Annotated in this window: 17 protein-coding genes and 1 tRNA gene; 10 read left to right on the forward strand and 8 right to left on the reverse strand. The window is 42.3% G+C overall.

Annotated features, from left to right (window positions below):
• The first annotated feature begins 706 nt into the window (after nucleotides 1-706).
• Together NWP25_RS11140 and typA are read left to right on the forward strand one after the other, a co-directional pair.
• A complete protein-coding gene (locus NWP25_RS11140) occupies nucleotides 707-1,723 on the forward strand; it encodes a ribose-phosphate pyrophosphokinase (protein WP_280649898.1) in 1,017 nt (338 codons plus the stop codon).
• A 407-nt stretch (nucleotides 1,724-2,130) separates the two neighbouring features.
• Nucleotides 2,131-3,921 carry a translational GTPase TypA gene (gene typA / locus NWP25_RS11145; protein ID WP_280649897.1) on the forward strand — a complete coding sequence of 597 codons (1,791 nt, stop codon included), beginning with the start codon at nucleotides 2,131-2,133 and terminating at the stop codon, nucleotides 3,919-3,921.
• 395 nt (nucleotides 3,922-4,316) lie between these two features.
• Here the strand turns inward: typA and NWP25_RS11150 are convergent, their stop codons facing one another.
• Nucleotides 4,317-5,156, reverse strand: a complete 840-nt coding sequence (locus tag NWP25_RS11150; protein ID WP_280686567.1) for a type 1 glutamine amidotransferase — start codon at nucleotides 5,154-5,156, stop codon at nucleotides 4,317-4,319.
• 368 nt (nucleotides 5,157-5,524) lie between these two features.
• Between NWP25_RS11150 and NWP25_RS11155 the strand changes: the two genes are divergently transcribed.
• Entirely contained in the window at nucleotides 5,525-6,304 is a 780-nt protein-coding gene (locus NWP25_RS11155; RefSeq protein WP_280649895.1) for a hypothetical protein, read from the forward strand.
• 77 nt (nucleotides 6,305-6,381) lie between these two features.
• On the opposite strand, the gene NWP25_RS11160 is transcribed toward NWP25_RS11155, so the two are convergent.
• Entirely contained in the window at nucleotides 6,382-7,725 is a 1,344-nt protein-coding gene (locus tag NWP25_RS11160; RefSeq protein WP_280649894.1) for a Mur ligase family protein, read from the reverse strand.
• 189 nt (nucleotides 7,726-7,914) lie between these two features.
• On the opposite strand from NWP25_RS11160, the gene NWP25_RS11165 reads away from it, so the two are divergent.
• From NWP25_RS11165 to NWP25_RS11175, 3 genes are all read left to right on the forward strand, one after another.
• A complete protein-coding gene (locus NWP25_RS11165) occupies nucleotides 7,915-8,502 on the forward strand; it encodes a thylakoid membrane photosystem I accumulation factor (protein ID WP_280699400.1) in 588 nt (195 codons plus the stop codon).
• A gap of 227 nt (nucleotides 8,503-8,729) precedes the next feature.
• Complete coding sequence (locus tag NWP25_RS11170; protein WP_280649892.1) at nucleotides 8,730-9,338, forward strand: hypothetical protein; 609 nt, start codon at nucleotides 8,730-8,732, stop codon at nucleotides 9,336-9,338.
• Between the two features lie 67 nt (nucleotides 9,339-9,405).
• Nucleotides 9,406-9,477 (forward strand) — tRNA-Lys (locus NWP25_RS11175).
• A gap of 68 nt (nucleotides 9,478-9,545) precedes the next feature.
• Here NWP25_RS11175 and NWP25_RS11180 read toward each other — a convergent pair.
• The 3 genes from NWP25_RS11180 to NWP25_RS11190 all read right to left on the reverse strand — a co-directional run bounded on the left by NWP25_RS11180 (nucleotide 9,546) and on the right by NWP25_RS11190 (nucleotide 12,372).
• A complete protein-coding gene (locus tag NWP25_RS11180) occupies nucleotides 9,546-9,740 on the reverse strand; it encodes a hypothetical protein (RefSeq protein ID WP_280649891.1) in 195 nt (64 codons plus the stop codon).
• A 285-nt stretch (nucleotides 9,741-10,025) separates the two neighbouring features.
• Entirely contained in the window at nucleotides 10,026-11,594 is a 1,569-nt protein-coding gene (locus NWP25_RS11185; protein WP_280699402.1) for an NAD(P)H-hydrate dehydratase, read from the reverse strand.
• A gap of 61 nt (nucleotides 11,595-11,655) precedes the next feature.
• The gene (locus NWP25_RS11190) at nucleotides 11,656-12,372 is read right to left on the reverse strand and encodes a hypothetical protein (RefSeq protein WP_280649890.1); all 717 of its coding nucleotides are present in this window, start codon (nucleotides 12,370-12,372) and stop codon (nucleotides 11,656-11,658) included.
• A gap of 262 nt (nucleotides 12,373-12,634) precedes the next feature.
• On the opposite strand from NWP25_RS11190, the gene mnmA reads away from it, so the two are divergent.
• The 3 genes from mnmA (at nucleotide 12,635) to NWP25_RS11205 (ending at nucleotide 17,338) form a co-directional block, all read left to right on the forward strand.
• Nucleotides 12,635-13,753: a tRNA 2-thiouridine(34) synthase MnmA gene (mnmA, locus tag NWP25_RS11195; RefSeq protein ID WP_280699404.1), complete on the forward strand. Its 1,119-nt coding sequence runs from the start codon at nucleotides 12,635-12,637 to the stop codon at nucleotides 13,751-13,753.
• Nucleotides 13,754-13,876: 123 nt separating this feature from the next.
• Entirely contained in the window at nucleotides 13,877-15,055 is a 1,179-nt protein-coding gene (gene sat, locus NWP25_RS11200) for a sulfate adenylyltransferase (RefSeq protein WP_280686564.1), read from the forward strand.
• A gap of 99 nt (nucleotides 15,056-15,154) precedes the next feature.
• Nucleotides 15,155-17,338: a caspase family protein gene (locus NWP25_RS11205; protein WP_280699406.1), complete on the forward strand. Its 2,184-nt coding sequence runs from the start codon at nucleotides 15,155-15,157 to the stop codon at nucleotides 17,336-17,338.
• Nucleotides 17,339-17,445: 107 nt separating this feature from the next.
• Here NWP25_RS11205 and NWP25_RS11210 read toward each other — a convergent pair whose 3' ends face one another.
• The 3 genes from NWP25_RS11210 to NWP25_RS18840 all read right to left on the reverse strand — a co-directional run bounded on the left by NWP25_RS11210 (nucleotide 17,446) and on the right by NWP25_RS18840 (nucleotide 21,307).
• Entirely contained in the window at nucleotides 17,446-18,321 is an 876-nt protein-coding gene (locus NWP25_RS11210) for an S-methyl-5'-thioadenosine phosphorylase (protein WP_280657367.1), read from the reverse strand.
• 107 nt (nucleotides 18,322-18,428) lie between these two features.
• Entirely contained in the window at nucleotides 18,429-20,624 is a 2,196-nt protein-coding gene (locus tag NWP25_RS11215; RefSeq protein WP_280699408.1) for a GumC family protein, read from the reverse strand.
• 404 nt (nucleotides 20,625-21,028) lie between these two features.
• Entirely contained in the window at nucleotides 21,029-21,307 is a 279-nt protein-coding gene (locus NWP25_RS18840) for a zinc ribbon domain-containing protein (protein ID WP_455685179.1), read from the reverse strand.
• A gap of 630 nt (nucleotides 21,308-21,937) precedes the next feature.
• On the opposite strand from NWP25_RS18840, the gene NWP25_RS11230 reads away from it, so the two are divergent.
• Nucleotides 21,938-23,263 (forward strand): glycosyltransferase family 4 protein, encoded by a 1,326-nt coding sequence (locus tag NWP25_RS11230; RefSeq protein ID WP_280649884.1) that lies wholly within the window; start codon nucleotides 21,938-21,940, stop codon nucleotides 23,261-23,263.
• Nucleotides 23,264-23,475: the final 212 nt, after the last annotated feature.

Consider the following 23,475-nt stretch of genomic DNA (forward strand, 5'->3'; position numbering starts at 1 on the left):
AACGGTCTGAGGATGTCTTTGACAATCTTGGGAAATGAATTTATAATCATTATCAATTATTACATTTTAATACTTCGCCCAGAATTTACCATATTTTGGGCTATTTTTATCACCTCTTTCTTAACATTCAACACTTGTGCAAAAAGGGTGTTTCTAAGAAGCAAGAATTTCCCCCTACAGTGCTTTGCAGTGTAGGGGGGAGTGTCAATTTCCCCGCTTTAATCAGTGATTATGTCTCAAAAATGGCAAAAATTGACTTTTATAGCAATTAAATAACTACCTGAGGAAGATTCATCTCAGGGTTTTTTGTGGCTTGATTAAGTAAAAAGTAGTGATGTCAAAACCACTATGTAGCAATAGCATCCACCCTCAACTGTGGCAACTCCCTCCAGGTAAATTTGACACCCAGAAAAATTATTTGCGGTGATTTACTATCAAAAATTTGGTCGTTAGTTTATCATTTTCCAGCTACTATCATAATGTATTCAGTAAATTTGTGACTTTCCTTCAAGGATTTATGCGCCAGTGTCGCCACTGCCTGTATTCCAGTAATGGTTTGTTCAGCAAAAGGACTAAAATAAGTATGAAGAAAAAATAATCATATTGAGAAATGTTTAAAGTTTTTATGAAAGCTTTAAAAAAACCCACAAATGTTTTTTTAGGCTAATTCAGTTAAATCTACTAAATATCTAATGATAATATTGCCATGAATGCACATCGAGGATCTGCTGTGCTCAGTTCTGCCAGTTTAAAGGTGCAACCAGGTGCCACAGGAATAACTGAAAATCATCGCCTACGGCTATTTTCTGGCTCTGCCAATCTTCAACTGTCTCAAGAAGTTGCTCGTTATCTGGGCATGGACTTGGGGCCAATGATTCGCAAAAGGTTCGCGGACGGAGAATTATACGTTCAAATTCAAGAATCAATTCGGGGTTGTGATGTCTACCTCATCCAGCCAACTTGTCAACCAGTTAACGACCACTTAATGGAATTGCTGATTATGGTTGATGCTTGTCGTCGCGCTTCTGCACGACAAATAACCACAGTAATTCCCTATTATGGCTATGCTCGTGCTGACCGCAAAACAGCAGGACGAGAGTCTATTACTGCTAAATTAGTAGCTAACCTAATTGCTAAAGCAGGGGCTAGCCGTGTTTTGGCTATGGATTTGCACTCGGCGCAAATTCAAGGATATTTTGACATACCTTTTGATCATGTTTACGGTTCGCCAGTAATTTTTGATTATTTGGCAAGTAAACAACTGTCTGATATTGTTGTTGTTTCTCCCGATGTCGGTGGTGTGGCAAGAGCTAGAGCATTTGCTAAAAAACTAAATGATGCTCCCTTGGCTATTATCGATAAACGTCGTCAGGCTCATAATGTAGCTGAGGTGATGAATGTCATCGGTGATGTTAAGGGCAAAACAGCAATTTTAGTTGATGACATGATCGATACTGGCGGCACAATTAGCGAAGGCGCACGGTTACTGCGTGAACAAGGTGCAAGTCAGGTATATGCCTGTGCAACTCATGCGGTTTTTTCGCCCCCCGCCAAAGAGCGTTTGTCCAGTGGCTTGTTTGAAGAAGTGATTGTTACCAACACAATTCCCATAGCAGAAGACAATCGCTTTCCGGAATTAGTGGTGCTTTCCGTCGCTAATCTATTAGGCGAAACTATCTGGCGAATTCATGAAGACACTTCTGTAAGTAGTATGTTCCGCTAGGAAAGACAATACTGTTTTTAAAGTTACAATTTGCTATTAGAAAATTATGAAGTATGGAGTATGAATTTTTTCAATCTTCAGGCTTCATTTTTTGTTTTATGTTGATTTTGAAGTACTGAGGTACGGAGAAGACAAAGGAGGAAACTGAGTTAATTAACTCAGTAATTAACTTGAGTTAAAATGAAACTGTGTATCAAGCTGGCTGTGGCATCATTGGGTAAAATTTTCCCAAAAAATATCTATTCCTGGATGGGTGTGAGAAAAGCCCCCGGAATTGTGACAATTAGGCTAGAATTATTAAAGGTTCTTTACAGAATTTGCTAAACACAAACAATTCTGTTAAAGCTACTTAACCAGTATTTAAACTCAAATCTGAAAACCCCCTCTAGAGTTCACCAAAAGCTCCTATGACGCTCCCAATTCGCAACGTCGCCATTATCGCCCACGTTGACCACGGCAAAACTACCCTGGTTGATGCGCTCCTGAAACAATCTGGTATTTTCCGAGAAGGTGAAGACGTTCCGGATTGTGTCATGGATTCCAATACCCTGGAACGAGAGCGGGGTATTACTATTCTCTCCAAAAATACGGCGGTTCGCTACAAAGACACTCTAATCAATATTGTTGATACCCCCGGACACGCTGACTTTGGCGGCGAAGTTGAACGGGTGTTAGGGATGGTTGATGGTTGTCTGTTGATTGTTGATGCTAACGAAGGCCCCATGCCCCAGACGCGCTTTGTATTGAAAAAAGCTCTGGAAAAAGGACTACGCCCCATCGTTGTCATCAACAAAATTGACCGCGCCCAACGTGACCCCCACTTAGCAGTAGATAAAGTTTTAGATCTGTTCTTAGAACTAGGCGCAGACGAAGACCAGTGTGATTTTACCTATCTGTTTGCTTCTGGAATGGCAGGTTACGCCAAAGAAAGCATGGAAGCAGAAGCCGTAGATATGCAACCTCTGTTTAATGCCATTCTGCAACACGTTCCACCTCCTGTAGGGGATATCAACAAGCCTCTGCAATTGCAAGTTACCACCCTAGATTATTCTGAATATCTGGGACGGATTGTTATTGGTAGAATCCACAACGGTACTATCCGCACTGGACAACAAGCCGCTTTGGTAAAAGAAAATGGCACCATTGTTAAGTCCAAAATTACCAAGTTAATGGGATTTGAAGGACTCAAGCGGGTGGAAATGGAAGAAGCCACCGCCGGCTACATTGTGGCCGTGGCTGGTTTTTCTGATGCTTATATCGGGGAAACTATTACCGACCCTAATGAACCTCAAGCCTTACCATTAATTAAGGTGGATGAACCAACTTTACAAATGACCTTCTGGGTAAATGATTCACCCTTTGCTGGTCAAGAAGGTAAACTGGTAACATCAAGACAAGTGCGCGATCGCTTGTTCCGTGAATTAGAAACCAACGTTGCTCTTAGAGTGGAAGAAACCGACTCTCCCGACCAATTCCAAGTTTGCGGTCGGGGTGAATTGCACTTGGGTATTTTAATTGAAACTATGCGCCGAGAAGGTTTCGAGTTCCAGGTATCTCAGCCACAGGTCATTTATCGCGAAATCAATGGTCAACCTTGCGAACCTTTTGAATTACTAGCCCTGGATGTTCCTGAAGATGCTGTTGGTAGTTGCATTGAACGCCTGGGACAACGCAAAGGCGAAATGCAAGATATGCAAGTTATTGGTAATGGACGCACCCTGCTGGAATTTATTATTCCTGCCCGTGGTTTAATTGGTTTCCGGGGTGAATTCATGCGTCTAACTCGTGGTGAAGGTATTATGAACCACAGTTTCCATGATTATCGTCCCATCACTGGTGAAATTGAAGCCCGTAACAAAGGCGTTCTCATTGCTTTTGAAGAAGGTGTTTCCACATTCTACGCCATGAAAAACGCTGAAGATAGAGGAGTATTTTTTATCACTCCAGGCACTAAGGTTTATAAAGGCATGATTATCGGAGAACATAATCGTCCTCAAGACCTAGAGTTGAATGTCTGTAAAACTAAGCAGTTAACTAATCACCGCGCTTCTGGTGGTGATGAACTGGTGCAACTACAAGCACCACTAGACATGAGTTTAGAACGCGCTCTAGAATACATCGGACCTGATGAATTGGTGGAAGTAACACCGGAATCAATTCGCCTACGCAAAGTAGCTAAGAAGTTCGCCAAGCGTTAATAAATGACTTGAAATCTTTTTTTTGTACGGTGTGTTGTCCCCTGGGGGAACACACCATTTTTGGTTTTTCACACGCCTTACTCAATTGTGTAAATTGAAAGGCTCCACTAATCAAAGTCATTACCTCCCCCACCACACCTCCTTGTTTTCCTGGTCTTACCCCGAGGACAATGTAAAAAACCTACCCTGTGAGGCCAGGGAGCCAGGGAATAAACTCCCTGTCTCATAACTCAAAAGTTAAAAACCCACTCATCCCTTAAAGCTAAAATTGATTAGCGGTTTGTTAGCTCTAAATTAATTTACTGCATTAGTCCAAGTCCCCATTATTAGGGTTAATAATGTATTTATTGGTAGTCTCTGGCTTGAGTCCCTGGCTTCTAAATCAATACTCTGTTTTAGCCTTGCCATTCCAGTTTTTTCTCAACTTGAGCGGTGGTGCTGGGTAAGGTCACTTTCAAGCGCTTTAACATTGCACCCCGTGCTTGCAAGGCTAGATTATCATCCAAAGCAGACAAAGTGATAGCTTCTTGGTACTTTAACCGCAGCGCAGTTTGAATTAACCAGTCAGCCACAAAGGGATTTTTCGGTAACAGGGGTCCGTGGGAATAAGTCGCGATGGCATTTTGATAAAATGCCCCTTCAGTACCATCTTCACCATTATTACCCAAGCCATACACCACACGCCCCAAGGCTTCTACCTTACCTAACTGAGTGCGTCCGCCGTGATTTTCAAAACCCACCAAATAAGGCTTAGTCCCGGTCATGGCTTGTAGTTCCTCCTCTAGACGAGGAGCTGTGACCTCAACCACTAAATTACCAATACAGCGTTTAGTATTTTCCCCAGGATGTACAGAAACTAAATCCAGTATTCCTAAACCTTGAATACGCTGTCCCAAAGCAGGTTCATAATACTTTCCTAGCAACTGGGGAGAACCACAGGTGAATACTCCCGGTGTCCCATTTTCAATTTTCTCACCCATAGCGTCAGCCTTCGCCCCTTGCAAATCACGCATCACGATTTCTTGCTGACGGTCTTGTGCCCCACCACCAACTATAATATCCACACTTTTAATATCAGCAGCTGTGGCCTTTTGGTCTATTGCTATCACCCTGGCATTATACCCCCGCCACAAAGCGCGACGTTCGATAGTAATCACATTACCGCGATCGCCATAGGTACTCATTAGTTTGGGATACAGCCAGCCAATGGTTAATTCTAAATTTTCAGAACTCATAGTATCCTAAAACATTACTCATTAGTTATTGGTCAACAAATTAATCACCCGGCGCATATCCAGAACTGGGGGAGCAATTTTTGTTTAATTGACATTCCCACCGCCAGAACCACCTGGGATTATTGCTTCATCCAGCCAACTTACTGAAAAAAGTTTCCTCCCATAACCAGAGGTTATTCTGTCCGCCACAGTATCATTGTTATGATACTTACACATTACTTATGAAAACATCTATTATCCCTTGAATCTACAAAATTTCAACTGTTATAAAACTTACTATAAAAATATTTATCAAAATTTCATTTTTAAACATTAAAAGTCCAGTATTGTAATTACAAGCTGATTTTCATGTTTAACGGAGATTATTTATGCAACTTATTCAAGCTCCTAATATTGCCGTCATTGCAGAGGAAAATGCTGTTCCTATTTCTCAATTACCTCACATATGGCAAGACATTGCAGCAGGAATAGCAAAGGTAGGACTACATAACCCCCACAGTTATGTAGAAATGGCCCAGTTGTTTCAATATAAACTGTCCTGGGGTGATGTAGATTTATTTAATGAACGTCCAGAATTAGCTGATGTCAAATCTGCATTTTCTCAGCTATTTGCACAACTAGCTCATGAAACATTAGAATTTTATGGACATGATTTTTTAATTGATAGCTATCCAAACTTTACAGAAATTATTCAAGATTTAGAATCAAAGAAAAAAGAACATGGAGATGAATTAAAAGTAGCCCACATTGGCGGAGAACTTTTTGATGAATTTGGCTACCAATTACCAGCTAGTTTTTACCATGTCCACCTAGGGCCAATTTACCGAGACCATGTGTTTGAAGAACGGGCTTTACGCTTTGACAAACGAGATATAGTACACAAACGTTCTTGGGATGCAGTGTTACACGCAGGAAAAGTTTTTGCTATACAAATGAAAGTGCAAAGCATCGCCTCGAAATACGGTTTTACATATCATCACGGTTGTGGTTGTAACTCCCATTTGTCTTCCATTGATGAAGCTTCAGGAGAATTTAACTATAAATTGACCTCGGAAAAATCTCAAAGATGGATCAGAAGTTTTATCTGGACAGCTTGGTATGAATATGCTTTCTTTCCCATAGTTCCCAATACTAGATATTTAGTCTAATTCGTTTTGCTGTCTACCTTTTTTCCCCAGCTTTCAGCTGGGGAGAAATCAACCAACCAGCAATTCAGTAACAGCTTTTAAAGAATCTTCCTCCCAGTGAGAATTTCTCGAACTTCTAGCATGGCAGAATAGGTAGGGAGAATATGGAGAGTTTCATTGTTTGGGGTATGCTTTAAGGCTATAGCCATCGCCCGACGTAAATCCTCTTCTATAATCAAATTGACCTTGCTATCACTGGATTTTTCGCTGTAGCGTAGACGTAAGGCCATATCATAGACGCGATCGCCACTCACAACTAAAGTTCCGCCCCGTTCCACTAATTTCTCCGTATCTACGTCCCAAATCCAAGACACATCAGTACCATCAGGAGTGCGGTCATTTAAGACTAATAATGTAGTGCTATCATTACTTTGGGTGACTACGCGAATAGTTTCATTAGTCCCCACGGGATTTTTTGACAACAAAATCCGCACCCGCTGATTATTAACTACCAAATCCTCAGCCCGACCAAAAGCAGCTTGAAAATTCTCAATTGTCTCTTGAATAATGGCTCTATCAACCCCCAACTCAAGGGCCCCAGTCACCGCCGCTAAAGTATTGTATTTGTTATACAAACCCACCAAAATCTGTGACCATTCTCGGCTTTCTAGCTGTGGTTTACTTTTACTAAAACCACACTGGGGACAACTAAAATCTCCCAAATGAGACAAATATACACCTTCATAATCAAGAGAATATCCACAACGAGGACAATAAATTGAATCCACCGCGTGGGGAATAGCTTCTAAATACTGTTCTGGTTCATTCATCCCGAAAAATAGTACCCTTTGGGGTAACTGCTGACCGAGATAAGATAAAGTCGGGTCATCAGCGTTGGGAATCACCACTGTTTCTAGGGGGAGAGTAGAAATAACCTCCGTCCACCGCTTACTAATACTGTCCACTTCCCCATACCTATCAAGTTGGTCCCGGAATAAATTTAAACACAGAATAATTCTCGGCTTAAGGGGCTTTAAAACCTTGGAAACAATATTCTCATCTACCTCTAGAATGGCATAGTCAACATTCAGCCTTCCCACTAAATCAGCATTTTCTATCAACGCCGTCATCAAGCCATTTTCTAGATTTGCACCTGTGGAATTATGAGCGATGCGGTAACCTTGGCGTTCTAAAATCGTGCATAACAGAAGCGCTGTGGTAGTTTTACCGTTAGTACCAGCAATGAGAATCACACCGTTTTTAACCTGCTGACTCAATAATCCCAACAACCGAGGTTCAATTCGACGAGCAATAGAGCCTGGTAATACACTAGCAGCACCCAGACCTAGCCATCGCACCATCAATGTTACGCCTTTAGCCACTGACACCGCGAAACCCAGTCGTAGTCTATCTATAAGTTGAATTTTATTGCCCACATCCATACCCTAATTGCTAGCAGTTCCCAAATAGTCTTTAACCTACAAATTTAATCTAGTTAGTCCCCACTGGCTATTCCCATGCCGGTAAGCGTTATCTTAAAAAATAGTGCGCGAGTGTAATTATATATCCAGCCCAGTTAACCGACTTCAGCACAAATTGATGACAATTGATAGCTTGCAAGGTTCTTGTTGATGAAAAATTTAAAGTTTCGGTTTTTACATAAAACAATTCTTGATTGGCGACGAATAACGTCCAAATGCTTGTTATTGCTTGCTTGTCTATTGGTGATAAACATAGAACCTGCATTTGCTGGTATTAATGATGATGTCTATGATGGTAATATTTTCGTAGTTTATGCCGGCAATGGTTCACTGGTGCCCCCCAGACAAAGTTTAGCAAAATCCTTACAAGAACATAGACCCGTATTTTTAGCGTTTTATGTAGATGATAGTAGTGATTGCAAACAATACGCCATTACCATTTCCCAGGTACAAGAATTCTATGGTCGAGCCGCAGAAATTATTCCTGTAGACGTAGACACTATTCCTGTGCAACAAACCTATGAACCCACTGAGCCAGGATACTATTATTCTGGTGCCGTACCCCAAGTAGTAGTTTTTAATCAATCTGGTCAAGTAGTTTTGAATAAAACCGGTCAAGTTCCTTACGCAGAAATAGACGATGAATTTCGGGAAGTGTTTGATTTATTACCCCGGAACCAATCTGTACAATTGCAGCGACGTTCATTCAACGAATTTAGTAGTGAACTAGCCCAATAACTCTGAGGGTAGACCAAGTTAGTCTACCCTGATTTTTAGTTGTGTCTGATACTATATTTTCCCACAGAAAAGCGATAGGATAAAAATTAGTTAATATGATTACTATACTGATGGAATTTGATTCCTGAGCTTTTCCTGGAGGTAGTCAACAGTCAACACTCAACAGTAACAATTATTGCTATTTAATGCTCACAAATATGAGCCCGTAAATGAATCACTGTATTCTGATGTCAAAGGTTTATACTACCCAGGAGCTAATCCAAATTTTGGCAGATGAACGCCAAGCTTGCCTCAAGGGAAAACGCCTCAAATTAGAAGTGAGTGTTTCCGGCAATCCTGTAATTGACCAGTTCATTAAAAGTGATGGGCTGCAAAAATTCACCGCCTATCAAGATTTTAAAGCTGCCATTCACCATTATCAAAAACAGCACCAAATATCAGGTATTGTCTGGCGAGAGATGACAGTCAAAGGTAAAACCTTGAGTTATCCAGAAATAGACACCGAATTAATTTCCCTCCCCACAGACTTGGAAATCATTAAAGCCACAAAAAAATCCATCTTGGAATTTTGGTACCAAGTCACCCAGGGGATGGACTTATACTTGAGCTTTAACAACGGTAAAGAACACCAAAAAATTCTTCAGGCTGATGTGGAGCGAATTGCTCAAATCACACAATGGGCAAGTTTATGGAAGTGGGAAAACTCTAACTTTCTGGAGATGATTTTGCAACTTGGATGGGGCAAACCAGAAGAAGCTCGCTACAAACGAGGTAGACCCCAATCTGGTAGTGAGCAGATTCACGCCGTGAATCCGGGAAATCATCCCATTGGTTGACCCCAGATATTTTTAGTTTACCACTTGCCAATCTAGCACAAATATGATAGATTCGGATTCTATTAACGGGTGACTAGCTCAACGGTAGAGCATCGGACTCTTAATCCGCTGGTTCTGAGTTCGAATCTCAGGTCACCCATTCCCACACAACCTAAGTTTAATTAACAACGAGGCTTTAACCAGAAATAAGTTCCCCCAAACACTGTGTCAACCCAAAAGCATCCACACCCAAATCCCTACAGCAATATTGTAAATTCGCCGTGATAGTGCCAGTGTTTTTTTGCCAGGGGAAAGCACAGGCAAAAACCCCCCACCTCCCGCCAAACCGTCAGAACCTTGACAAGTTAATAGTTTCAGAGTTTTCAGCATAATTCTAGAGTCTTCAGGCAGTGGCTGAAACAAGGTTTTAAACCTCCCCCGCCAAAATCCCCGGTGGGAATGGCTCTGTCACTGACTTTTGTCCGTCGCTCTCTTTCAAATAAATGAAACCCGTTCGCGGGATTGAAACAGACATACCAGCTAACTGTAAAGCTAGCAGCATCATCTTTCAAATAAATGAAACCCGTTCGCGGGATTGAAACAAGCAATTGTTAACCGTCAACCGTCAACCGTCAACACTTTCAAATAAATGAAACCCGTTCGCGGGATAGAAACTTCCTAACCTCATTACTTCTTCCTCATCAATCCTTACTTATCAACGAAACCCGTTATAAAGCTCTGGCCAGAAATAAACTTCCCCAAATACTGCGTCAACGTAAAAGCATCCACCCCCAACACCGTCCGCTCCTGGGCTGCCAAAATTCCCGCCTGAGAATGCCACCAAACACCACTCGCCACAACATCCTCCACACCAAAACCCCTAATTATCCCCTGGGCCAACAAACCCCCCACCAACCCCGTCAACACATCCCCACTACCACCCCGGGCTAACCCAGCAGAACTCTCACCATTAACCCAAACCCTACCCTCACAATTAGCCATCACACTTCTTGCCCCCTTCAACAACACCACAGCCCCACAATCCCTCGCCGCCCTCACCACCGCCTTAATCCTGTCCTCATTAAAATCCACAACATAAGGAAACAAACGCCTAAACTCCCCACCATGGGGAGTCAAAATCGTCGGAGCTCCACGCTCCTGTAACCTAGAAACCCACCCCAACCCCGCCAAAATATTCAACCCATCAGCATCAAGAACCAAACAGCCATCACTAGAAAACACCTCCTCAACCACAGAAACAGCATCCAAACTTAATCCAGGACCACAAGCGATCGCATCAAAACAACCTAAATCCATCCCCGCCGGCAGCTGTAAACCAGCCATAGCACCAGAGGCCGTTTCTGGACAGCCAAAAACCAACGCCTCGGGCAAATGAGACACCACAACAGACCTCAAAGACTCCGGTACAGCAACAGAAAGCATCCCCACACCACTAGCACGAGCGCCCAAAGCCGTTAAAATAGACCCACCCCCATAGCGCCGTGAACCACAAACCAACAATAAATGACCCTCCTTATACTTGTGAGTAGCCACAGAACGATTCAAAGGCAAACTTGACAGCGCCATACCTCCCGTAATACATTTAACCCTAGGCACATCACCCACCACAGCCCGCACCACAGCCCAGGGAATATCAAAATCAATCAACTCAGCCACGCCGACATACTCTAAAGCCTCATCTTGAAAAAAAGCCAACTTCCATAAACCCAGGCAAAACGTTCGAGTCGCCCGTATTGCAGTGCCCAACACCTCACCCGTATCAGCCTGCAAACCCGAAGGAACATCAACACTCAAAATAGGTTTGCCCCATCCATTCAACACATCAATGGCCCCGGCAACTCCATCAGCAACCAACCCATCCAAACCCAACCCAAACAACCCGTCAATCAAAAAATCACAACCCAACAACCCCCCAACCTCTTCACAACAACCAATACCCAAACCTTGGGCATATCGTAAAAACTCCCCAGTCAACACCTTTAACTCAGAAAAAGGACAAAACAACCGCACCTCATAGCCCCGCCAGTGCAACTCACGAGCCACAACTAAAGCAACCCCCCCATTGTCACCAGGGCCAACCAAAACCCCCACACAACATCCCTTCGCCACCACCCCAACACGAACAGCAATCAAACCCCCCACCTTCTCCATCAAAGCAGACCCAGGCATACCCGCCGCCAACATCCTCCCCTCAACATCGCGCATTTCCCCAGCAGTCACCACAATCTGTGAAACTGCTTCTTGTCCATCACGCATCACACCTCAGCCCCAGCTTACAACACAAAAAAAACAAAAAACTGACCCCTAAAAACCTCAATCACCACCCATAATAAACCCTTGCATCACCATATCCCAACCCTCGTAGGTACTTACTCCACACCTTTGCCTCCTCCCTTTTCTTAAAAGGCCCCACAGCAACATGAGGCCCCAGAGGTCGTTGTCTTTCCAACACAAGACCATAAAAACCACTCCGCCGCCTAATATAATCCGCCATCAAAGGTAAATCTTCAGCATCACCAGGAATCACAGCATAATAACCAAACCCCTCCCCCACCTTAGCCATAGAAACCCCAGACCCTTCACCCCCAAAACCAGCAGATACCCCACTTCCATCCCCCACCCTCACCATCCGTACATCACCCACACCCTGAGACTGTAAAAACCTCACCCGACCCTCCGCATTCATAACCTCCCTAAAAACCCCCAACTGAATCACAGCACGACCTTCATACACACGAACATAAGCATCAGGCTCAAACAAACGTACACGCTCCAAAACCTCCGCACTACCACTATTAACATACACTAAATAATACCCACGCCCTCCGTATTCATCAACCTGAGCCACCTCATAGCCCCGAAAAAATCTCTCATATTCAACCGGAGGCAATAAATCCCCAACCACCATCTTATTCACCCCCCCCGCAACCCTTACCTGGGCTGCGGTACCTTGGGGCACAAAGGCCAAACACCACCCCAACAACCAAAATACAACTTGAAACCCAGTAAAAATAGGTAATATGTAACCGCCCATAACAATAACAAAACTCCTATTCACAATAGTGTATTATTCACCACATAAAAAAGAAAAACCCACAGCCAAAAGCCAACAGTTCTTCCTCAACTAGAAATATATACATATATATATATATGCTAAATATGCTAAAATCAGACAGTCCCAAAACCTTAAAGTACTATTTGTTTTGCAACAGCACAATCAACAACTAAGACTTTATACCTAACTCCCCACATAACTTAAAAAATTAAATTAACACCTTGCCATAAAACCGTTGAAAATGAATGTTCTACCCGAATTTTCATCACCAACACCAGCAGCAAATAAAATAAAAAAACTTAACTATATGAAAAAAATCGTAGTTGGACTTTCCGGAGGCGTTGACAGTTCCACCGCCGCAGCTATCCTACATCATCAAGGCCATGAAGTAATCGGATTAACCCTTTGGCTCATGAAAGGAAAAGGCCAATGTTGCTCCGAAGGAATAATAGACGCAGCCAACACCTGCGAACAACTAGACATACCCCACCACATCCTTGACATTCGTCAAACCTTTCAAACCAACATCGTAGACCACCTCTTAAAAGGTTACAGCGCCGGCATCACCCCACTACCCTGCTCTCAATGCAACAAAACAGTTAAATTTGGCCCAATGCTCCAGTATGCCCGTGAAAAACTACAAAGCCATCACATAGCCACAGGTCATTACGCTCAAATCAACTACGACGAAGAAACAGGTCGCCACCAACTATTAAGAGCCATAGACCGCAACAAAGACCAATCCTACTTCCTCTACGACCTATCCCAAGACCTACTAGCAGCCACCATCTTCCCCCTAGGACAACTGCAAAAAACCGACACCCGTCGTATCGCCAGCCAATACAAACTAAAAACTGCCCACAAACCAGAAAGTCAAGACCTATGCTTAGTAGAAAGCAACGGCTCCATGCAAGCCTTTCTGGATAAATATCTACCCTTAAACCCAGGAGATATCGTCGATACAACCGGAAAAATCCTCGGACAACATAACGGAATCCATCACTACACCATTGGACAGCGAAAAGGCCTAGGAATCGCCGCACCAGAACCATTCTACGTAATCGAACTAGACCCAATCAACAACAAAGTAATAGTAGACCATAGCAAAGCAACCCAAAAAGAAAGCACCGTCAACAGCGTCAACTGGGTTTCCATCCCCCAACCATCCATCCCCATCAAAGCAGAAGTACAAACTCGTTATCGTTCCACCCCAACATCAGCAACAATCATTCCCCTAGAAAACACCCGGGTAAAAATAGTATTTGATCAACCCCAACAAAACATCACCCCCGGACAAGCCGCCGTATGGTACCAAGACGAAAAACTCCTAGGGGGAGGAATCATAGAACACAAACCCTAACACAACACATCCCCAACACAACCAGAAAACCAACCCCAAACTCCTTATCAACCACGTACCAGCATTTTGATAAATTAGTACATAGCTTACAACAACACCAATTAAATCAAAAAAGGAAACAGGTTGAATCAACATCCAGAAGCCATTGCACCCCACGGTGGACAATTAGTTAACCGTATCGCCACACCAGAACAAAAAGCAGAAATTCTCTCTCAAGTCCACACCCTACCACGAGTGCAACTTGATGCGCGATCGCTCTCAGACCTAGAAATGATAGCCATCGGCGGCTTCAGTCCACTCACAGGCTTCATGACCCAAGAAGACTACACCCCGGTGGTCAAGGAAATGCGCCTAGCCAATGGACTACCATGGTCAATACCAATCACACTCTCGGTAACACCAGAAATAGCCAACCCCCTCCAGGAAGGCACCCTCATCGGACTAGATAACCCCAAAGGCCAATTAATAGGAACCTTACAACTCACCCAAAAATATACCTACGACAAAACCCAAGAAGCTATTAAAGTTTACCGCACCGACGACCCCAAACATCCAGGGGTACAAGTAGTCTACAACCAAGGCACCGTCAACCTTGCCGGCGACATTTGGTTACTACAACGCAACCCCCACCCCCAATTTCCCACATACCAAATCGACCCAGCGGCCTCACGGCAAAAATTCAAAGACAAAAACTGGAAAACCATCGTAGGCTTTCAAACTCGCAACCCCATCCACCGAGCCCACGAATACATCCAAAAATGCGCCCTAGAAACAGTTGATGGCTTATTCCTACACCCCTTAGTGGGAGCTACAAAAGAAGACGACATCCCCGCGGACGTACGGATGCGCTGCTACGAAATTTTGTTATCACACTACTATCCCCAAGACCGAGTTATTCTGGCAATCAATCCCGCCGCCATGCGTTATGCAGGTCCACGGGAAGCCATATTCCATGCCTTAGTCCGGAAAAACTATGGATGCACTCACTTTATTGTAGGACGAGACCATGCTGGGGTAGGTGATTATTACGGCACCTACGACGCTCAACACATCTTCGACCAATTCCACCCCAGTGAACTAGGCATCGTCCCGATGAAATTTGAACACGCCTTTTATTGCACACGCACCAAACAAATGGCCACAACTAAAACCAGCCCCAGCAAACCAGAAGAACGAATTCACCTCTCAGGAACCAAAGTCAGAGAAATGCTGCGTCGGGGAGAACTACCACCACCAGAATTTTCCCGTCCTGAAGTAGCAACCGAACTAGCGCGAGCCATGGAAATACAAACACCAGCTTAAGACATTTGTTAATCAAAAAACAGTATAAACCTTAACTTTACACTACAGACCTCAGCCCTATAAGCTAATAGCTAACAAGCTGAGGACTGATGGCTAATTATGAAGCGTCGGACTTTTTTACAACAAATTGGTTCAATACTCACCCTCCTAGGTATTACTCAAGCTCAATGGTTAACCTTAAGCCATCGCTACTCCCAAGCCCTAGCACAACCCAGTACCCGTAAACTAGCGCTACTCATTGGCATCAATCAATACCAAAAAACTCTACCCTTAAGCGGTTGTCTCACCGATGTAGAACTGCAAACAGAACTCCTAATTCATCGCTTTGGCTTCCAACCTTCAGATATCCTGACCTTAACAGACCAACAAGCCACCAGGAAAACCATTGAAACAGCCTTTGTCGAACACCTAAGAAAGCAAGTTAAAACTGATGACGTAGCAATATTCCACTTTAGTGGCTATGGCACCCGCATCAAAACCGGAAGATTCATTGATACAGTCCAAAACGCCTTAGTTCCCGCCCAGGAACCCCTAGAATCACAAAAAGATGAAATAGTCAACTATGTATTAGAAGAAACCCTACAGCTATTACTGCGATCGCTACCCACAGACCGAGTAATTGGCGTATTAGACACCAGTTATCATCCCCCCACCAAACCACAACCCGGAGGATGGCGAATTCGTGTCCACCCAGAACCACCACAAACACAAATAGCAATAGAAGAACTAGAAATCCTACAACAACTTAAAACCCAAAACCCAAACCCCAATCATAGCATCATCCTAACAGCCACCTCAGACCCTCAACAACTGGCCCGGGAAATACTGTTCTCCGCCTTTAGCGCAGGACTATTCACCTACACCCTAACCCAATACCTATGGCAAACCGCACCACCAACCACAATTCAAATCAGCCTAGCCCACATCACAAGCCATATGCACAACCTGGGAAGCAATCAACAACCAGCATTGCTCACCAGCCAGAAAAATCCACAAGAATTAACCCTAAACAACTTACTTCTATCAAACCCCACCCTTGGAGCCGAAGGAATTATTACAGCCATAGAGGATGATGGTAAAACAGCCCAACTATTTTTACCAGGACTACCCCCACAAGTACTAGAAAACTATGGAAGCAACTCCCGATTTAATCTATTAACAGGAGAGCAATTAATCTTGCAATCCCCAGCCCCACTGCGCTCCCCCCAAACCCGCAACGGATTAACAGTAAAAGCGCAAATCTCCAAAATCAAACCAGAAACTTCTCCACAAATAGGGGAACCATTCCAAGAAGCCATTCGGGCACTACCTCGCACCCCCAACTTAATAATAGCCTTAGATACTGGATTAGAAAGAATCGAGCGCGTAGATGCCACAAGTGCCTTCGCAGCCATCAACTATATTTCCACAGTCCTTGCCGGAGAACAACCAGCAGATTGCGTATTTGGCAAACTAGTAGAAACCCCCAGTCGCTATGGATTATTTACCCTAAGTGGAAAACTGATCCCCAACACCATCGGGGAACCAGGGGAAGCAGTCAAGCTAGCAGTGCAAAGACTAGCGCCCAAACTACCAACCCTCCTAGCAGCAAAGTTATGGCGACTCACAGAAAATGAAGGTTCTTCCCTTTTACCAGTCAAAGCCTCCCTTGAGATTATCAACAAATTGTCACCACGGGTCATCATGCAACGGGAAACAACCCGCAGTCTCAGCACCCAAAATCTAACCACAACATCACCCCTCACAGCCCTCAGTAATCCCATTGTACCCATTGCCAGTGGGATGCAGTACAGGGTGGAGAACAAGAGCCATGTCCCCATTTATCTCATGCTGGTAGGTTTAAAAAACGGTTCAACATTTTTTTGGGACACCCCCATCGCCTTTTATCCTTGGCAATCCCCTGAAGAATCTACCCTTTTTACCTCCCAACCCTTATTCCAACAAGTGGTTATTTCCCCAGGTGAAACCCTGTTTTTACCAAAAAGTGTAGCTGCTTCTGAATGGATGATACCAGGGCCAGCTTATGAATGCGAACACCAAATCATTTTCAGCACTGCCCCCTTTAACGAAACTTTAGGATACTTAGAAAAATCCAAGTATCCCATTACAGAGCAAAGACCCTTCGGAATATTATTTAAACCTTTAGAAATTGCCCAACTATTGTTGCAAGACTTGCATAATGCCAGTGCAGTCAAATTTGATATCAACAGTACACCCACTGACTCTTATGTATTAGATGTCAAAAATTGGGCTAGTTTCAATTTTGACTTTCAAGTAGCTTGATATTCTTCCCGGCTAACGGTTTTGGTGTGGTGAGAGCATTGTCGTTTTTAGGTAAATAAAATGATCCCCGAACCTTAATACCAATGGGGGATCTAAGTCTTGTTCCTCTATCTTAAATATTTTTGCAACAATAACCCTAACTTTTCCTTAGTCGCCACAGGCACTTGATCTAACTGAGTTAAAATCCCATACTTCAACGCTGAATGAGCATGACTAACAGGTGGGTTTTCCCTCAAACGTCGCACAGTTTCTTGAATTACTTTTTGGGCATTAACTGCATTGTGCTGCAAATTATCAACCACCATTTCTACCGTCACACTATCATGATCCGGATGCCAGCAATCATAATCTGTTACCAAGGCTAAAGTTGCATAGGCAATTTCCGCTTCTCTGGCTAACTTCGCCTCTGGTAAATTCGTCATCCCAATCACCGTTGCATCCCAGCTACGATAAAGATGGGATTCCGCCTTGGTGGAAAATGCCGGACCTTCCATGCACACATAGGTGCCACCACGATGCAGCGTCACATCTGGTAAATTGAGAGATGCAATGGCATCTGCTAACACCCCAGCTAAATTTTGACAAATAGGTTCACCGAAGGCAATGTGAGCCACAATTCCTTCACCGAAAAACGTCGAAATTCGATTTTTGGTTCTGTCAATAAACTGATCTGGTATAACCATATCCAGTGGTTTAGCCTCCGCCTTTAAAGAGCCCACAGCACTAGCCGAAATTAAATATTCCACACCAAGCTGCTTCATCGCATAGATATTTGCGCGAAAAGGCAACTCAGAAGGTAATAGAGTATGATGACGACCGTGCCTGGCTAAAAATGCTACTCGTGTCCCTGACAGTGTTCCCAAAATCAAAGCATCAGAAGGTGAACCAAAAGGAGTGGAAATTTTTACCTCCTCCACATCCTGAAGGTCTGCCATTTTGTATAGACCACTACCACCAATAATCCCTATTTGAGCTGTTACCATGATCCCCAAGTTATTATTTGCTGATTTCCCAAGCTATTCTGGCCAAAAGGCTCAACTGATGTTCATTTCTCCCACTACTCAAAAAAATCGGGAAGCTACTTGTAACCTTAATTTGGTGTGTAGTAATAGTAATCAGTGACATTAGCTTTTTGTCCATTAGCAACTACTCCTAAAATATTAATAGGAGCTTGTTTCAAATCAGCTAATGCTCTCTCAAACACAGAACGGTCTGTTTTCTCTATCCTTGCTATCATCAAAAGGCCATCTGTTTCGGGAGCAATCAAACTAGCATCAGCCAGTCCAACTACAGGAGGAAGATCATAAATAACCAAGTCAAATTCCTTATGCAAATCTGCCATCAGTCGCTTCATTTTTGCAGATGACAGCAACTTGGCACAGTCAGGGGGGGTGGGACCGGCAGTAATTATAGATAATCCCTTCATAGAAGGTAGTTCTTTCACTACTTGCTCCACGGGGAGATTTGAAGTAATTAAACTACTCAATCCCCACAGATTATCTAACTTTGATAAATTATGAATAGAAGCCCTACGCATATCTGCATCTACCAGTAATACTCGCTTGCCCATAGCTGTGGCTATTTCAGCTAAATGAAAAGCAATTGTGGATTTGCCATCACCAGGCATAGCAGAAGTAACACTAATAGAGCGGATCTGAGAATCAGAGTTTAACAACTGAATATTGGTGTAAAGCACCCGTATGGCTTCTAAAAAATTAGTCGAATAACCGTAATAACGAGGTTTCCGTATAGTAGCCGTCTGGGTGGTAGTTTTAGGAGATGGGTCTGACAAAACAAACATCTCATCTTCTGGTTCATCTTCTGGTTTAAGAGTTGTCAGTTCCTTTTTGAAGGGAATATTACCTAATAAAGGAAGTTTTACCCTTTCTTTGAGGTTCCAGGCATTGTGATAGGTGTGATCAAGCTTTTCCACCAGGGATGCTGCAGCAATACCCAAAAAGATACTCCCGGCTGCTCCCAGAATAATATCTCGAATCAAAGTTGAGGAGACCACAGGCTGTTCTGGCAGATCGGGTAGTTGAATTAATTGCCAACCTATTTCTGCCTGGGAATTTTGAATTTGTAAACTTTCACGAGTAGATAAAAAACGAATTAGACTTTCAGTGGCAATTTTTAATTTCCGCTGTATTTCAGTATATTGTCGGAGGAGATCTGGTAATTGCTGATGTTGTAATGCCAAGATTTGCTGGCTTTTTTGCAGTTCCTCCATATTAACCTGTAAGGACCGCAGTGCAGACACTGCTTCTGCCCGCTTGGTTAGTATATATCGCTCCGATTCTTCCTGTATTATTGGGACAAGTTTGTCTCGTCTTTCCCTTAATGTGATCATCCTGGGGTTGTCATCTTGTAAAAGAGTTGATGTCTTGGCAATTTCAAGATTCAATTGACGCAACTCATTATTCAACTCCTGATACACAGGATAGCTTTCCAGCACTGTTCTAGTGCCTTCTTCACTTTGTACGAAATCCAAATTGACACGAGCTTGTGCTATCTGTCGCCCAAGTTCTTGCTGTCTTTCAACTAATGTAGCTGTGCGTCCATCAACTTGCTGGGAGAGTAATTCTGGGGTGATAAAATTATACCTTTGTTGGAAAAGTTGGAATTCCTTCTGAATTTGATCTACTCGACCTTGTAAAACTGGTATTTCTCTGTTAATGTATTGCAATCCTAGATTTATCCTTGTTTGCCGTTTCTCTAGGCTGTATTGCAAATAGTCTCGAGCAATTTGCTCTAATACTGCTTTCGATTCCAATGGATCTTCACTACGATACCTGATTTCTAAAATCTTGGTTTCACCTAAACGAACAATTGCCAAACCATTCATCAAATATTCGTAGTCAATCTCTGGATAAAAATCTTTTAACTTATTAATACTTTTACTAACCAGTTCAGGACTTTTGAGAACTAGAATTTGACTTTCATAATCTAAAGTATCTAAAGCAGATTTATTAGATAAAGGGTTAAAGTCTTCGAGAATATCAACTACTTGATTAGAGTGATTTTCAGGTTCAACTAGCATTTGAAAACTGCTTTCATATTTAACTGGCTTGGGGTTTAAAATTAAGTTGATAGCTACACCCAGCATCACAGTTGTAGACACCCCAATTATGACTAGCGCTCTGCGCCTTAACAAATCCAAAAGTTCTTTAGGGTTCCATTCATCCCTTTCACCGTCATTCCCCAAGGTATTTTGATATGGAAAAAATGGAGTGATGGAGTTGTTACTATGTTCGTTCCTGAAATTATTGGATGCTTGATTATTCATATATTTTAAATGTGATGATGGAATTTCGATGTGGCAGTGGTCTATTGATATTTTTTGCAAAAAAATTGCTCTAGGTTCCCAGATGGACAAGCTCACTTAATTAAATCAGTTAAATTCAACATCAAATCAATTCAACCCTTGTTGTTAAATACTTAAGTGTTGTTTATGACATTGTTTATACATTAGCTTTTAAGCATAAAGTAACAACTACTCAGTATAACATTCTGTTTTCACAGTTACACCTTAAGTGATGGAAAAATTGATCAAACAAAACAATTTATTGACGCTCCCACCTTACAGGGGTAGTTTTTTTTACATAGATAGTTGTAATAGGGCCGGACTTGGGACACAAGGAATGAAAGTGGACAAGGAAGAATTAAAACCCATGAATATTTAGTTATGTATCAAAAAGCGTTTAATGCAGCCATGACAATTTTTAGGTTATCAAAACAGTTTCCTGCGGAAGAAAGATATTCTCTCCCTGACCAAATAAGTCCTTCTTCTCCTTCAGCATTTGCTAGACTTTTTAGTCCGTTGTTCAAAATCATAATCGCTGCATTGTAGTCACGGTGCATAATTGTTCCGCAAGAATAGCATTTGTGAGTAGGAGTAGACAACGACTTTTTAACCCGTGTTCCACAAACAGCACAATCTTGAGATGTATACTGTGGTGCAACTACCATGGCCCAAGTATCAAAAACTTAGGAATATTACTCTAACCAATCGGTGAACAACCACCACGATGCATCCCTGATAGATCTAGCTAAATGGTGGTTTCTAACAATATTTCCTACCTACAAGTGTTCATAAACTACCAAGTCTTTTCACTGCACAAGGGATCTTGCAGTCTTAACTGCAAAATCTTTACACTGTCTACTTACCTTGAGGTTTTTTTTTAGCTAATTTCCTAATAGCTTTACAAAGATTACATGAACCTTTTTTAGATTTAGAAACTTTTCTTTATTTGCGCTTTAAAGACTTCTCAGACCTTGGCAACAATCTAGGATCCTCTTTTCTAACTTTCAAAACTGACCATAACTATTACTAAGCATAAATCATCAACGCCTCATCATCTATGGTTGAGCTAATGGGTTCCCCTGGTAAAATTACGTAATTTTTTCCCTTATTCTCAAAGGTTTCAAGATATTTTAAGTGATGATACCCAAGACTTACGTAGATGAGCATCTTATAGTAAAATATCAAATGTTATTTTCACGTCTACATTTTTCCCAAGATACAATTCATCCATTGATTGTGGGATTCATTTAGTGGTATCACTAAGAAGCTTTGTTAAATCTAGAATATGATTGTCAATGAAACTCAACAACTGGACTAGTCAGAAAATAGTGTCGCCATCTATGGAATCACCAGGTGAATACAAACATGGTGAGAATCACAAAGTTCAGCAGTCAATAAAGTTGTCGGTAGTCACACAGTTTTTTCCTCCAGACTATGCTGCCACAGGACAATTGATTGAAGAACTTGTCAAACAGTTGGAGAAAGAAGGAGTAAGTATTGAAGTATTTACCAGTCAGCCTGGATACGCCTTTAGCTTAAGCAAGGCTCCATATTTAGAAAGTGTTGATAAAATTAAAATTCAGCGCTCACGTAGTGCTCAACTTTTTCCAGGCAGAATTCGTGGCAAGTTAATTAATGGTATTTTATATACATTACGTAGTTTCGTATATTTAGTAAAAGCTTCTCGGCGCAGTAATTTATTACTGGTGACTACAGCCCCACCGTTTTTACCCATTGTAGCTTACTTTACTAATCTCCTTTTCAAATTACCCTATGTCTGTATAATATATGATTTATACCCAGATATTGTGATTTCCCTGGGTATAGTTTCCAAGAATCACTGGGTAGCAAAACTTTGGCAGGCAGTAAATCAGCGTGTTTGGCTTAATGCTAAAGGTATTGTGGTTCTGAGTCCTGAAATGAAACAACGGGTTTTAGAATACTGTCCCCAAGTGGGTCATAAAGTTTCTGTAATTCATAGCTGGGCTAACCCAGAATTAATAGTCCCCATTGCTAAAAAAGAAAACTGGTTTGCTTGGAAGCACAACTTAGTCAACAAATTCACTGTGCTTTACTCTGGCAATATGGGTAGATGTCATGACATTGATACCTTATTAAAAGCCGCCATTGAACTACAAAATGAGTCGGTACAGTTTGTGTGTATTGGTGGGGGAGCGAGGCGTGAAGAATTAATTGCCAAGGTCAATCAATTAGGGCTAAATAACTTTACATTTTTACCTTATCAAGATAAAAAAGACTTACCCTATTCTCTCACAGCTAGCGATTTGTCTTTGGTAAGTGTTAACCCATCCAGCGAAAGTTTAGTTCTACCCAGCAAGCTATACTCAGCATTAGCCGCCGGTAGACCCTTAGCGGTAGTTTGTTCACCCTACTCTAGCTTAAGACAACTAATTGGCGAAGCTCAGTGTGGTGCAGCATTTAATCATGGTGATGGTCATGGATTGGCGGAATTTATCCGCTTACTACAGAGTAACCAACAACTAGGGCAACAAATGGGTAAAGCGGCTCGTCAATATCTCCAAACTCACTTTACACCTGAGATTATCTCCCAACAATACCTTGAGGTTTTCCGTCAGGCTTTGAATATGGAAGATAGTTAATATTTCTAAACCCCCAGAGGAGTTAGACAAGTTAATTGATAGTTCACATAAATTTTTGTGTCAAGGGTATCTGTCATATGGTATAAGTTACTCATGATAAGTGGACACAAATAATGTAAACTTACAAGTTGACTAATCAATGATCCAATGTCAAAGAACATAAGGTCGCTAATCTATCTAAAAATCCCAAATCACACTTTAATTAAAAAGTA

This window comes from Umezakia ovalisporum Ak1311, from assembly GCF_029891685.1.
Classification (GTDB): Bacteria; Cyanobacteriota; Cyanobacteriia; order Cyanobacteriales; family Nostocaceae; genus Umezakia; species Umezakia ovalisporum.